This window comes from Thermomonas hydrothermalis, assembly GCF_900129205.1.
In the GTDB taxonomy this organism is placed as follows: domain Bacteria; phylum Pseudomonadota; class Gammaproteobacteria; order Xanthomonadales; family Xanthomonadaceae; genus Thermomonas; species Thermomonas hydrothermalis.
This window is the reverse complement of the sequence record NZ_FQUK01000013.1, coordinates 26,928-40,308: the sequence shown is the minus strand read 5'-3', so window position 1 is coordinate 40,308 and position 13,381 is coordinate 26,928. Positions and strand designations below refer to the sequence as shown.

Below are 13,381 nucleotides of genomic sequence, written 5' to 3'. Positions count from 1 at the left end.
GCCGGCCCGGCGCGGGCTGGGCTAAAATCCATGGTTTGTCCATCGTCCATGCCTGCATGACTGTTCGTACCCGTTTCGCTCCGTCCCCCACCGGCTACCTGCATATCGGTGGTGCCCGCACGGCCCTGTACTGCTGGCTGTATGCGCGCCGCTATGGCGGCCAGTTCGTGCTGCGGATCGAAGACACCGACCGCGAACGCAGCACCCAAGCGGCGATCGACGCAATCCTGCAGGCCATGGACTGGTTGGGGCTTGAGTACGACGAAGGCCCGATCTACCAGACCCAGCGCCTCGAACGCTATCGCGCGGTGGCCGAGCAGCTGGTCGCTGCCGGTCATGCCTATTACGCCTACGAGAGCAAGGAAGAGCTGGAGGCGATGCGCGAGGCGGCCATCGCCCGGGGTGAAAAGCCGCGCTACAACGGCGCCGCACGTGATGCTGGTCTGCCCTGGCGCGATGATCCCAACCGCGTGATCCGGTTCAAGAATCCGCTTACTGGGGTGGTGGCGTGGGAGGATGCGGTGAAAGGGCGCATCGAGATCGCCAATGATGAACTCGATGACCTGGTGATCTTCCGCAGCGATGGCTACCCCACCTACAACTTTGCGGTGGTGGTGGACGATATCGATATGGGCATCACCCATGTCGTGCGCGGCGATGACCATGTCAACAACACCCCGCGCCAGATCAACATCTACCAGGCGCTGGGCGCGCCGGTGCCGGTGTTTGCGCATCTGCCGATGATCCTCGACGAGCACGGCGCCAAGCTGTCCAAGCGCACCGGTGCGGCCGATGTCATACAGTACCGCGAGATGGGCTACTTGCCGCACGCCCTGCTCAACTACCTGGTCCGGCTGGGCTGGTCGCATGGCGATCAGGAGATCTTTTCGATCGAGGAAATGATCCGCCTGTTCGACCTCAAGGACGTCAATGCCAAGGCCTCGCGCATGGATCCGGCCAAGCTGGGCTGGCTCAACCAGCAGTACCTGAAGTCCGACGATCCGGACGCCGTGGCCGAGCATCTGCGCTGGCATCTGCAGCAGGCCGGCTATGACCTGGAGCGGGGGCCGGCCCCCAGGGATCTGGTGCTGGCGCTGCGCGAGCGCGTGCAGACCCTGAAGGAAATGGCGGAGAAGGCGGCGGTCTGGTATCAGCCGCTGACGCACTACGACGCCGACGCGGTCGCCAAGCACTTCAAGCCCGAAGCCGGGCCGGTGCTGGCGCAGGCGCAGGCGGTACTGGCGGCACTGCCGACGTGGACGCCGGAGGCGATTACCGAGGCGCTCAAGACGCTGGCCACCACCTTGGGGATTGGCATGGGCAAGATCGCCCAGCCGTTGCGGGTGGCGATCACCGGCACCCAGGTCAGCCCGGACATTGGCTGGACCGTCTATTTGTGCGGTCGAGAAGAGGCGCTGGCGCGGATCGCAGCGGCGCAGACGCGGATTCCGGCTGGTGGCTGAGTCATGAACAAACCGCCGCACGCCTGCACCGATCCGCACCATCACGTGCATGACGCGCGCGGGTTTGTGGCGGCGGTGGAGCGGGCCTGTGGCGAGCGCGGCCTACGCCTGACCCCGCCGCGTGCGCGGGTGTTGCGCCTGATTGCGCAGGCCGGTCAGCCGGTCAAGGCCTACGACCTGCTGGAGCGGTTTCGTGCCGAGGATGCGGGCGGCAGCGTGGCGCCGCCCACGGTCTATCGTGCGCTGGATTTTCTGCTGGCCAACGGCTTCATCCACAAGCTGGAATCGATCAACGCGTTCGTGGCCTGCCACCACCCGAACGCGGCCCAGCACTCGGTGCCGTTTTTAATTTGCGACCGCTGCCATTCTGCGATTGAGCTGGAAGACGCCAGCATCGTCGCGACGCTGGACGCGGCGGCGCGGGCACTGGGCTTTGCGCCGCAGGCACAGACGCTGGAAGTGCACGGCCTGTGCGCGCGCTGCGCACAGGCCGGCTAAGCGCGGGGAAGCGTCCGAGCGCGTCCCGTGTTGGCGTTCCCTCAGAAGAACACCCGCACGCCAAATCCGACGCTGCGGCCCGGCAGCATCACTTCATCTTTCAGGAACGAGGTGTGTACACGCGCCACCTGGTTGGTCAGGTTGCGGCCATCGGCAAACAGCTCCCAGCTCAGTGCACCGGTATCGAAGTGCCGGCTCAGGTGGGCATCGACCAGGGTGAAGCCTGCGGTAGGCGTTTCGTTGACCGCCACCTTGTCCTGGCGGCTGGTGCGCGTGGCCCCTAGCGCCGCACGCCAGCCGTCATGTTCCCAGCGCAGCTGGGCGCCCAGTCGGGCGGGTGGAATGCGCGGCAGGTTGCCGCCACCCTGGCTGAGCGTCGCCCGGACCCGATCGCCAAACACGCGCAGATCCCAGTCGCCGTGATCGGTGCGGGCAAGATGGGCAATCAGCTCAGCCTCCAGGCCGCGGAACCGGGCGTCCGCCTGCGCCCATTGCCGCACGGGCAGGTCCTGGTCGCCTTCTTCCCAGTGCCACGTGTTGCCGGTATCGGTCAGGTAAATGAAGTGTTTGAACCGGTTGTCGTAGGCCGATAGCGAGCCCTCGATCCGCTCGGACTGATAGTGCAGACCCAGTTCGAGCTGGTTGGCCGCTTCCTTGCGCAGGTTGGGATTGCCGATCTCATAGGCCAGCGTGGCGATATGCGGCCCATTCGAGAACAGCTCTTCCTCCACCGGTGCGCGTTCGGCATGGTCGAGGGTGGCGGTAAGGCGCCATTGCGCGTTCAACTTCCAGCCGCCCGCCAGTGACAGGCTGACCGGGCTGAAACTGCGGCTGTCGCCATCTGCCGGTGACGACTTGACCTTGTCCACCCGCGCGCCGAGATCCAGCTGGAACCCATCCCAGCTGCGTCGGGTGACACCGAACAGGCCGTAAGCGCGGGTGCTGGTGGTGGGCACGAAGGCTTCTTCGCCGATGGCCACGAACGTGCTGCTTGAGGCCTGCATGCCGAGCGCGCCCTGCCAGCCCTGCGCGTTGCCGAAGCTGGCTTGCAGCCGGCCTTCATTGGCGTTTTTGCGGAAGGTGGTGCCGGGCTGGTCGTTTTCGAACTCGGTATGGGTGTAGCCGGTGTGGCCGAACGAGAAGCGCAGGCCGTTGCCTTCGCCCCACAGGTCGCGCAGCGCGCCCTTGGCCTCGTAATGATCCTGGCGCATTTTCAGATAGACGCCGCGCTCGCCCAGGGCGGGATCGCCCGGTTCACCCGGGTTGCCGTACTCGTCTTTGAAACGAGATGCGGAAAGGCCCACAAAGCCCCAGTCGCCCAGCAGCGAGCCGCCGACTGCACCGCTGCGGGTGTCGATAAAGGAATTGCGCTGGCGCCCATCCGGGGTGTCGTAATCGGGGGCGTGGCGATATACCGCATCGGCATGCAGGGCGAAGCGGTCACTGCCGCCATCGACGCGGGCCATGGTGGTATTGCCGCCCTGGTCGCCACCGAAGAAACGGGTTTCGGCGCGGCCGCTGAAGCCATTTTCAATGGCGTATTCGGGAATGCGGCCGTCCACCATATTGACCACGCCACCGATCGCGCCGTTGCCGTACAGCAGGGTGGACGGGCCTTTCAGCACTTCGATCTGGTCGGCCAGGAAGGGCTCAATGGCGGGGGCATGGTCCTGGCTGACGGTGGAGACGTCCTGGCTGGACAGGCCACCGCTCAGCACCGCCACGCGGGGGCCATCCAGGCCGCGGATGATCGGCCGGCCCACGCCGGGCCCGAAGTTGGAGCTTTGCACGCCGGGAAGGCTGGCGACGGTTTCGCCCAGCGTGGCCGCACGGTTTTCATCCAGCCGCGCGCCACTTAAGACCTCGACGGGTTTGCTGAGGCTGTCTGCGGTGTCCTGCAGGGCAGAGGCAGTGACCACCACCCCGGCCAGGTCTTTTACATGCGCGTCTTTGGTGGTGGCGGAATGGCGCGGGTCGCTGGCGGGCGGAGTGCCGGCGGTTTGCGGTGCCGATGTGGCCGGTGCGTCGGTGGCCGGTTGGGCATGCAGGGGCAGGGCGGCGAGCAGGGCGAGCGTAAGCAGAGACAGTCGGGGCATCGGGATAACAACGGCGTGGGGGGGGGGGATTGATATGTTATACTGTATCGAAATAGGCATTCGGGAACCCCTGCCAATCGTCATGCCACCCCTTCCGCGCGATCTGTTGGACCGTATCGGCACCGCCGGCTCGCTGCTATGCGCGATCCACTGCGCCCTGCTGCCGCTGGCGATCGCCGTGCTGCCATCGCTGGGGCTGGCGTTGTGGCTGGGTGACGGGGTCGAGACCGGGTTCGTGCTGTTTGCCAGCGTGTACGGCCTGGCCGTGTTGAGCTGGAGCTATCGCCATCACCGCGCCCTGCGCGCGCTGGCCTTGCTGGTGCCGGGCTTGGCCGCATTGTGGCTGGGGGTGCTGGTGCCAGCCCTGCATCACGCCCTGCTGCCGCATGCCGTGCTGATGACCACGGGGGGCACCCTGGTCGGCCTGTCGCATTGGGTCAACCTGCGCCTGCATCATGATCAGGCCGCCTGCCGGACGTGCACCGGCGACGCATGCTAAACTTGCGCACTTCGCGCGCGCCGCGCGACCCCACTTTCAACGAACCAGGAGCATCACCATGGGCAAGGGCGACCGCAAGACCGCCAAGGGCAAGCGCTTCAATGCCAGCTACGGCAATGCGCGGCCGAAGACCGTGAAGAAGTCGGCCGGCACCGTCGTGGCGCCGGCGGCCAAGAAGACCGCCACCAAAACGGCGGTGAAGAAGGCCGTCAAGAAGACCGCGGCCTGAGCGTAGCCGCGGCCGGCACCGGCAACCCGACGCCCCGTCTCGTGCGGGGCGTTTTGTTTTTATTGCCCGGACGAGGCCCGGGCCGGGTCGGCGGCGGCTTCGACCGCCGCCCACACCCGCAGCAGATTGCCGCCGAGCAGTTTGCGGATGTCGGCCTCGCTGTAGCCACGCGCCTGCAGCCCGGCCACCAGGTTGGGGTAATCGGCCACGCTGCGCAGGCCGTCAGCCAGCTCGCCATCGACACCGTCGAAATCCGAGCCGATGCCGACATGGTCGATCCCGAGCAGCTTCACCCCGTAGTCGATCTGGTCGAGCACCTGCGCCAGCGTGCTGGTGCGGGGCGGATGCTGCGGGGCCCAGTCGCGTTCGAAGGCGGCCTCATCCAGCACCGGTAGGCCCTGGGCCCGCAGGTTTGCATTGTGCTGGTTGAAGGCCTGGCGGGCACGGTAACGGGCCTGCATGTCGGCGGCCGCTTCCGGGCTGATGAAGGCGGTGCCGAACGGGATCTGCACCACGCCGCCTGTCTTGGCGATCGCCAGGGCAAGCGCGTCGCTGATGTTGCGCTCAAAGCCCGGGGTGAAATGCCGGAAGGCGGAATGGCTGGCGATCACCGGTGCCTTGCTGAGTCGGATGGCCTCCCATGCCGATGCATCCGCCAGGTGTGAGACGTCCACCATCATCCCCAGCCGGTTCATCTCCGCCACCACCTGTTTGCCGAACGGGCTTAAGCCGTTCCAGGGTTTTTCGGCGGCATAGGACGAATCGGCCAACCGGTTGGCGGCGCTGTGGGCCAGGGTGATGTAGCGCACGCCGCGGTCGTAGAAGCGCTGCACATTGGCAATGTCGTCGCCGAGGGGCGCGCCATTTTCCATGCCCATGGCCAGCAGCACGCGGCCGCCCTGGCGCAGCCGTTCGACGTCCTTGGGTGAGGTGAGCAGGGCGAAGCGGTCGGGGTGGCGCTGGGCCAGCGCCTCGACGCTGTCGAGCATCTGGTGCGCCACCTGCCAGGCGCTGCCGTCGGCGTCCTGCGCGGCCGAGGTGTAGATCGACATGAACGCCACGTCCAGCCCGCCGCGCCGGGCCTTGGCGTAGTCGAACTCGCGGTCTGGCTGTTCTTCGCCGAGATCGGCCCAGCGTTTGCGCAAGGCGCCGGGGGCGTCGATATGGGTGTCCACGATGATCGCCTGCTGGGCCAGTCGGCGGGCGGCGTCGAGGTCCTGTGCCGGGGCGGCGGTGGCGAGGGTGAGCAGGCCGAAGGCAAGCAGTGTCAGACGCATGCGGCGGACTCCTGGGTGAGGGGAACGGGGCGACCGGCGATCCAGAGGCGGCGAACGAATGTGCCGCCCATCCAGTAGCACAGTTCGGCGGGGTGGTCGATGTCCCAGACCACGAGATCGGCGCGCAGACCTTCTCGCAGCATCCCGCGGTCATGCAATCCGAGGGCCTGGGCAGCATGCCGGGTGGCACCGACCAGCGCCTCGTACGGGGTCAGCCGGAAATGCGTGCAGGCCAGCTGCATCGCCTGGCGCAGCGACAGCAGCGGCGAAGTGCCGGGGTTGCAGTCGGTGGCCACCGCCATCGGCACACCGTGCTCGCGCAGCAGCGCGATGGGCGGCAGCTTGGTTTCACGCAGCACGTGGAAGGCGCCGGGCAGCAGGACGGCCACCGTACCGTGGGCGGCCATCGCACGTACGCCGGCCTCGCCGGTGTATTCCACATGATCGGCGGACAGGCCGTCGTACTCGGCCACCAGCGCCGCGCCGCCGAGGTCGCTGAGCTGGTCGGCGTGCAGCTTCACCGGCACGCCCAGCGCGCGCGCGGCGTCGAACACGCGCCGTGTCTGCGCGGGCGAGAAGGCGATGCGCTCGCAGAACGCATCCACCGCATCCACCAGCCCTTCTGCGTGCAGGCGCGGCAGCCAGTCGATCACTGCGTCGATGTAGCCATCGGCATTGCCGCGGAACTCGGGGGGCAGGGCGTGCGCGGCCAGGTACGTGGTGCGGACGGTGATGCCCAACTGGGCGCCGATCTGGCGCGCCACCCGCAACAGCTTGCGTTCGTTGGCGAAGTCCAGCCCGTAACCGGATTTGATCTCGAGCGTGGTCACGCCGTCCTGCAGCAATGCGCGTGCACGTGGCAGCGACTGCTGCAGCAGGGTGTCCTCATCCACGTGCCGCACCGCCGCCACGCTGGCGCGGATGCCGCCGCCGGCGCGGGCGATGTCCTCATAGCTGGCGCCGTTGAGGCGCATGTCGAACTCGTGGGCGCGGTTGCCGGCAAACACCAGATGGGTGTGGCAGTCGATCAGGCCCGGGGTGACCCAGCCGCGCGTCGTGATCACCTCGCGTGCCAGCGTGTCCGGTGCGCCGGGCAGATCGGCACGCGGGCCGACATAGCTCAGCCGACCGTCTTTCCAGGCCAGCGCGCCGTCTTCGACCACGTGGCCGCCGGGCCGGGCATCGTCCAGAGTCGCCAGGTGAGCGCCCAGCAGCAGGCCATCATAGGGCGGCGCCACGGCGGTCACGGTCTGCCGTCCTGATGCGGGGGGTGCGTGAGCAGCCGCTGCGCCAGCGCCTTGTAGAGGGGTTGGCGGCAGATCAGCGCCGAGGCGGTACGTGCCAGCAGCACGGTGGTCAGGATCGGCAGCAACATGTCCTGGTTGTCGGTCATTTCCATCGCGATCACCGCCGAGGTCAGGGGTGCCTGGGTCACACCGGCCAGATAGCCGCACATACCCAGCAGCACCAGACTCGGCACTGGCACATGTGGCAGCAAGGCAGACAGGTTGTAGCCGAAGCCGGCGCCGACCGCCAGGGCTGGCGAGAACAGGCCACCGGGAATGGCTGCGGCGTAGGACACCAGGTTGGCGATGAACTTCACCACGCTGAACGCATGACCGACCAGCGCCTGGCCCTGCACCAGTCCGCGCGCCTGTTCGTAGCCGGTGCCGAATGCGCCATCACCAAACTCTAGGCCAAGCCCGGCCAGCAACACCCCGCAGACCGTCGCCAGCATGACCGGATGTGTCTGCCGCAGACGCGCCAGCCAAGGTGGACTGTCTGCGGTCACCACCAGGATCAGGCGGCTGAACAGGCCGCCGGCCAGGCCGCACAGGATTCCGCACAGCGGCACTGCCAGCCAGGCGCTGGAGAGCGACAGTTGCGCGTGCACGGTGCCGAAATAGGTGTAGTTGCCCAGCAGTGCCAGCGACACCACGCCACCCACAATCACTGCGGTCAGCAGCGTGCCGGAAAAGCGGTGCTCATAGGTACCGCTCAACTCCTCGATCGCAAACACCACGCCGGCCAGTGGCGTGTTGAAGGCGGCCGCAAGGCCGGCCGCACCACCCGCCAGCAGAAAGCGTTGCACTTGCTGTTCGCTGGAAAACCCCAGCCAACGGCCGAATGCCTGCATCAAGCCGGCGCCGACGTGTACGGTGGGGCCTTCACGGCCGATCGAGGCGCCGCCCAGCATGCCGATGACGGTCAGTACCAGTTTGGCGACGGCGACCTTCAGTGACAGGTGTTTCTGCCGCAGCGCGGGGGGCATCTCCAGGCCGGCGATCACTTGCGGAATGCCGCTGCCGCGGGTGGCTTCCAGCCCATGCCGGGTGCACCAGGCCACCACGGCGAAGGTCGCGGGCGTCAGGATCAATGTCCATCCCGGCGAACGCTGCAGCACCTTCCGGAATAGCGAAAACGCCAAATCTGCCGCCCGTGCGAACAGGATGGCCGCCAATGCCACCAGCACCGCGCCACCCCACAGCGCCAGCCGGCGCTTCCAGAGCTGGGTGGAGAGCAGGAGGCCAAGACCGGTTTCGTCATCTGCTGGCGGCGTCATGCCCGGATTGTCGCATGACGATTTGGGCGGATCCTCATGCCCATCGCTCTGCCATTGTCCTGAACGAAACCAAACCGCCCGGTGACAAGGGGCTGATTTCGGTTTGACATCGCAGGTTTGAGTGATAACATAGCGATATCAAAATACTAAATGAATGCATTATGACTGGTACCATGCTGCGTTTCGCCGATACCCCGTCCCGCTTCGAGACGACCCACCAGCGTCTGAAAGACCTGGCCGACTACTTCGGCGTCAGCCAGAACAAGGCGGCGGCGTATGCCATCAACCTGCTGTGGGAGCAGCTTCAGGCCGACGACGAACTCGCGGCGGGCGCGGCGTTCACCCGTCAGGGCACCAAGATCGGCGGTATCCGCTACCTCGGCCTGCCTGCCGACGAGGCGGACGAACTCCGGGCCAAGGCGGCCCGCACCCAGGCCCGTGCGGCCCAGGGCGTGCCGGCCCCGTACTTCGACGACGACGAGATCACCCGCAACATGTTCTTCGGGCTGCTGCCGCAGGACGTGCAGGACGCGATCCGGGCCGAAGCCGATCCCGTCGCCCGTCGCCAGCGGTTCCAGGCGGCAGTCGATGCCGCCCTCGCCGACGACGCCACGGACGGCTGAAAACGCCTTCGGTCAGGGTGACGGGCGCGCGTACAATCACGGCAGTTCACGCACGGGCCACGACGGCATGGCCATCGCTCAGACACTCACTGCAGGGAGGCGCGCATGAGCACACCGGACGGCTGGAGTGGGCGCATCGATCTGCCGGATGTGCCGGCTACGCGGCGCTGGCACCAGTGCGTGCAGGCGCTGCAGCCAGGCAGTCCGCCCGGGGTGGCAGTGCTGGGCTTTGCCTGCGATGAAGGCGTGCGCCGCAACCATGGCCGGGTGGGTGCGGCGGAGGGGCCGCTGGCGCTGCGCAGGATGCTGTCCAATCTGCCCAAGCTGGACGAGGCGCTGCTGTATGACGCCGGCACGATTGCCTGTGTCGACGGCGACCTCGAGGGTGCGCAGGCGCGTTATGCCGAGGTCATGGCCGGCTTGCTGGATGCCGGCCATCTGCCGGTGGGGCTGGGCGGTGGTCACGAAATCGCCTACGCCAGTTATCTGGGGCTGGTAAAACACCTCGGCACGCGCCGACCGCGCGTGGCCATCGTCAACATCGACGCGCATTTCGATTTGCGCCAGCAAGACCGCGCCAGCTCCGGCACCCCGTTTTTGCAGGCGATCGAACATGCACGCAGTCACGGGCTGACGCTGGACTATCTGGTCTGGGGGATCAGTGCCTCGGCCAACACGCGGATGCTGTTCGACACCGCCGATGCGCTGGGCGTGCACTATGTGCGTGACGATCGTTTGAATCTGCTGAACCTGGCCCGCCATATCGTCGATCTGCGCATGCGGCTGGCCGACGTGGACGTGGTCTATCTCACCATCGATCTGGATGCGCTGCCGCACGCGATGGCGCCCGGTGTGAGCGCGCCGGCGGCACGCGGGGTGCCGCTGGAGGTGCTGGAACCGCTGCTGGACGAGATCGCCGCCACCGGCAAGTTGAAGCTGCTGGACGTGGCCGAACTGGCGCCGCCGCTGGATCGCGACCAGGCCACCGCACGGGTGGCTGCGCGCCTGATCCACCGTGTCACCGCCGCGGCCTGGCAGGCGCGGGGCGGCTGACTGTCCGGCAAGACCGGCCGGATGGATCAGGGGGCTGTGCGCAGGGCCGGCAGCAGCGGCGCCAGGCTGCCGTCGTTGGGGGCTGCCGGGATCCCCAGCAGGTGCGCCAGCAGGGGATACACATCGACGTTGTCGAACGGTGGCAGCACGGTGCCGGCGCGGAAGGCCGGGCCGTGGGCGATGAACACCGCGCGCATCGATGGCAGTGCCGGATCATAGCCGTGCGAGCCGCGCGTCCCGGTGCCGGCGCGGCCCTTCCAGCCGCCGCCCACCGCGTCCCAGCCTTCGTCCATCTGGCAGATGATCGGCGGGATGCGCGGATGGTGGCCGTAGTGCCAACGCTCGGGCAATGCGTCCTTGCGCCAGCAGCTGTAGTGGTCGTGGCGGCCGAGCAGGCGCGCTTCTGCCGCGGCTTCCTGGCCCGGTAGCGGGCGGAAGCCGACCACCTGACCGGTGGTCACCGCCTGTGCCAGCGTCGCCGGCACCATCGTCTCCACGGCGATCTGTTGTCCGGCGGGGACTGCGGCCATGCCGTGATCGGAGACGATCACCAGGTTGATCGCCTGGTCCAGCCCGCGCTGGCGTAACCCGGTCAGCAGTGCGGCCAGCGCGGCATCCACCTCGGCCACTGCCGCGCGCGCAGGTGGGCTGCCGGGGCCGGCGTCGTGCTCGGCATGATCGACCTGGTCGAAATACAGGGTCATGAAGGCAGGACGCTGCGCCGGCGGGCGATCCAGCCAGCCCAGCACGGTGTCCACGCGGCGTTGGGCGGAACGCGTGGCGTCGAACGGGTGCCATTCGTCCGGTCGGACCCCTGCAATCGCTGCTTCGCTGCCAGGCCAGAACATGGTGGCGGTACGCAGGCCGGCCTTGTGCGCGCTCACCCAGATCGGTTCGCCTTCCTGCCACCAGCGGCCGTCGCCAACGGCGTCGCGGCGATTGAGTGAAAACGCCCCCAGCACCGGGTCCTGCATGGTGTTGTGGACGATGCCGTGATGGTCGGGGCGCAGCCCGGTCACCAGGGTGTAGTGGTTGGGGAATGTCAGCGAGGGGTAGGACGGTGTCATCCACTGCGCCCGCACGCCATCGGCGGCGAGCCTTTGCAGGGTTGGGGCCGCGGCCAGGTCGTCCGGACGCAGGCCGTCGATCGAGATCAGCAGCAGCGGCGCGCGCGGGGCGGTGGCCGGGATGGCCGCGCTGGCGGCGGTGGTGGTGGCGGCGGGGGGCGGTGGGGTGGCGCAGCCGGCAAGTGCCAGCAGCGCAGGTAGCAGGAAGGATGGGCGCAGGCGCATCCGCCGATCTTAGCCAAGTCTCGGGGCGCTGGGATGACAGCGGATGCGATAATCGCCGCCTGCATTGCTGGAGCCTGCCATGTCCCGTCGACACGATCCCACTCGCCGTATTCGCGCCCCACGTGGCAACACCCTGACCTGCCGTTCGTGGCTGACCGAAGCGCCGTTCCGCATGTTGCAGAACAACCTCGACCCCGAGGTCGCCGAGCGCCCGGAGGATCTGGTGGTGTACGGCGGAATCGGTCGCGCTGCGCGCGACTGGGACTGCTTCGACAAGATCCTCGAAACCCTGAAAACGCTGGGCGATGACGAGACGCTGCTGGTGCAGTCCGGCAAGCCGGTGGGTGTGTTTCCGACCCATCCCGATGCGCCGCGGGTGCTGATCGCCAACTCCAACCTGGTGCCGCATTGGGCCACCTGGGAGCACTTCAACGAGCTCGATAGGAAGGGCCTGATGATGTACGGCCAGATGACGGCCGGCAGTTGGATCTACATCGGCAGCCAGGGCATCGTGCAGGGCACCTATGAGACGTTCGTGGAGATGGGCCGCCAGCACTACGGCGGTGATCTCACCGGCAAATGGATCCTCACCGCCGGCCTGGGCGGCATGGGCGGCGCGCAGCCGCTGGCGGCATCATTGGCGGGTGCCTGCAGCCTGACCATCGAGTGCCAGCAACGTCGCATCGATTTCCGCCTGCGCACCCGCTATGTCGATGAGCAGGCGCGTGACCTCGACGACGCGCTGGCCCGCATCGAGAAATACACCGCGGCGGGTGAGGCGAAGTCGATCGCGCTGCTTGGCAATGCGGCGGAAATCCTGCCGGAACTGGTGCGGCGTGGCGTGCGCCCGGATGCGGTCACCGACCAGACCAGCGCCCACGACCCGGTGCATGGTTACCTGCCGATCGGCTGGAGCGTGGAACAGTGGGAGGCCGAACAGCAGGCCAATCCGGAACGCGTGCGCGACGCCGCCAAGCAGTCGATGCGCGTGCATGTGGAGGCGATGCTGGCGTTCAAACGCATGGGCGTGCCGGTGTTCGACTACGGCAACAACATCCGCCAGATGGCGTTCGACGCGGGCTGCCAGGATGCGTTCGCCTTCCCGGGCTTTGTGCCTGCCTATGTGCGCCCGCTGTTCTGTCGCGGCATCGGCCCGTTCCGCTGGGTGGCGCTGAGTGGCGATCCGGAGGACATCTACAAGACCGACGCCAAGGTGAAGGAACTGATCCCGGATGACCCGCACCTGCACCGCTGGCTGGACATGGCGCGCGAACGGATCAGCTTCCAGGGCCTGCCGGCCCGCATCTGCTGGGTGGGGCTGGGGCAGCGCCACCGGCTGGGGCTGGCGTTCAACGAGATGGTGCGCAAGGGCGAGCTGAAGGCACCGGTGGTGATCGGCCGCGACCATCTGGATTCGGGCAGCGTGGCCTCGCCCAACCGCGAGACCGAAGCCATGCGCGACGGCAGCGATGCCGTGTCGGACTGGCCGCTGCTCAACGCCATGCTCAACGTTGCCGGTGGCGCCACCTGGGTCAGCCTGCACCACGGCGGCGGCGTTGGCATGGGCTACTCGCAGCACAGCGGTGTGGTCATCGTCTGCGATGGCACGGACGCGGCCGATCGACGCATTGCCCGGGTGCTGTGGAACGACCCCGGCACCGGCGTGATGCGCCATGCCGACGCCGGTTACGAGATCGCGCAGCAGTGCGCGCGCGAGCAGGGCCTCAAGCTGCCGATGCTGGGCTGACCTGCAAATCCATTGCCCACGTGTTGCGCGGGAAGCGGTCA

The 13,381-nt window shown here is 67.5% G+C and carries 12 protein-coding genes; 7 read left to right on the top strand and 5 right to left on the bottom strand.

Features of this window, described 5'->3' with window-relative positions; translation table 11 throughout:
- Positions 1-56 precede the first annotated feature (56 nt).
- Both gltX and BUA29_RS05260 read left to right on the top strand, forming a co-directional pair.
- Entirely contained in the window at positions 57-1,463 is a 1,407-nt protein-coding gene (gene gltX / locus BUA29_RS05265; RefSeq protein ID WP_072755570.1) for a glutamate--tRNA ligase, read from the top strand.
- Between the two features lie 3 nt (positions 1,464-1,466).
- Complete coding sequence (locus BUA29_RS05260; RefSeq protein ID WP_072755569.1) at positions 1,467-1,961, top strand: transcriptional repressor; 495 nt, start codon at positions 1,467-1,469, stop codon at positions 1,959-1,961.
- A 41-nt stretch (positions 1,962-2,002) separates the two neighbouring features.
- Here the strand turns inward: BUA29_RS05260 and BUA29_RS05255 are convergent, their stop codons facing one another.
- Positions 2,003-4,057 carry a TonB-dependent receptor gene (locus tag BUA29_RS05255; RefSeq protein WP_143148815.1) on the bottom strand — a complete coding sequence of 685 codons (2,055 nt, stop codon included), beginning with the start codon at positions 4,055-4,057 and terminating at the stop codon, positions 2,003-2,005.
- An 82-nt stretch (positions 4,058-4,139) separates the two neighbouring features.
- Here BUA29_RS05255 and BUA29_RS05250 point away from each other — a divergent pair, with 82 nt between their 5' ends.
- Both BUA29_RS05250 and BUA29_RS05245 read left to right on the top strand, forming a co-directional pair.
- Complete coding sequence (locus tag BUA29_RS05250; protein ID WP_072755568.1) at positions 4,140-4,556, top strand: MerC domain-containing protein; 417 nt, start codon at positions 4,140-4,142, stop codon at positions 4,554-4,556.
- 58 nt (positions 4,557-4,614) lie between these two features.
- Positions 4,615-4,785: a 30S ribosomal protein THX gene (locus tag BUA29_RS05245; protein ID WP_072755567.1), complete on the top strand. Its 171-nt coding sequence runs from the start codon at positions 4,615-4,617 to the stop codon at positions 4,783-4,785.
- A 59-nt stretch (positions 4,786-4,844) separates the two neighbouring features.
- Here the strand turns inward: BUA29_RS05245 and BUA29_RS05240 are convergent, their stop codons facing one another.
- The 3 genes from BUA29_RS05240 to BUA29_RS05230 are packed head-to-tail and all read right to left on the bottom strand — an operon-like array spanning position 4,845 to position 8,625.
- A complete protein-coding gene (locus BUA29_RS05240; protein WP_072755566.1) occupies positions 4,845-6,062 on the bottom strand; it encodes a dipeptidase in 1,218 nt (405 codons plus the stop codon).
- Positions 6,053-7,300: an imidazolonepropionase gene (hutI, locus tag BUA29_RS05235; protein ID WP_072755588.1), complete on the bottom strand. Its 1,248-nt coding sequence runs from the start codon at positions 7,298-7,300 to the stop codon at positions 6,053-6,055. Before hutI ends, BUA29_RS05240 begins: the two co-directional genes overlap by 10 nt.
- A 5-nt stretch (positions 7,301-7,305) precedes the next feature.
- Positions 7,306-8,625: a chloride channel protein gene (locus tag BUA29_RS05230; RefSeq protein ID WP_072755565.1), complete on the bottom strand. Its 1,320-nt coding sequence runs from the start codon at positions 8,623-8,625 to the stop codon at positions 7,306-7,308.
- Between the two features lie 173 nt (positions 8,626-8,798).
- On the opposite strand from BUA29_RS05230, the gene BUA29_RS05225 reads away from it, so the two are divergent.
- Together BUA29_RS05225 and hutG are read left to right on the top strand one after the other, a co-directional pair.
- Positions 8,799-9,248, top strand: a complete 450-nt coding sequence (locus BUA29_RS05225; protein WP_143148814.1) for a hypothetical protein — start codon at positions 8,799-8,801, stop codon at positions 9,246-9,248.
- Positions 9,249-9,353: 105 nt separating this feature from the next.
- Positions 9,354-10,301: a formimidoylglutamase gene (hutG, locus tag BUA29_RS05220; RefSeq protein ID WP_072755563.1), complete on the top strand. Its 948-nt coding sequence runs from the start codon at positions 9,354-9,356 to the stop codon at positions 10,299-10,301.
- Between the two features lie 26 nt (positions 10,302-10,327).
- Here hutG and BUA29_RS05215 read toward each other — a convergent pair whose 3' ends face one another.
- A complete protein-coding gene (locus BUA29_RS05215; protein ID WP_072755562.1) occupies positions 10,328-11,593 on the bottom strand; it encodes an alkaline phosphatase family protein in 1,266 nt (421 codons plus the stop codon).
- A gap of 79 nt (positions 11,594-11,672) precedes the next feature.
- On the opposite strand from BUA29_RS05215, the gene hutU reads away from it, so the two are divergent.
- Complete coding sequence (gene hutU / locus BUA29_RS05210; RefSeq protein WP_072755561.1) at positions 11,673-13,340, top strand: urocanate hydratase; 1,668 nt, start codon at positions 11,673-11,675, stop codon at positions 13,338-13,340.
- Positions 13,341-13,381 lie beyond the last annotated feature (41 nt).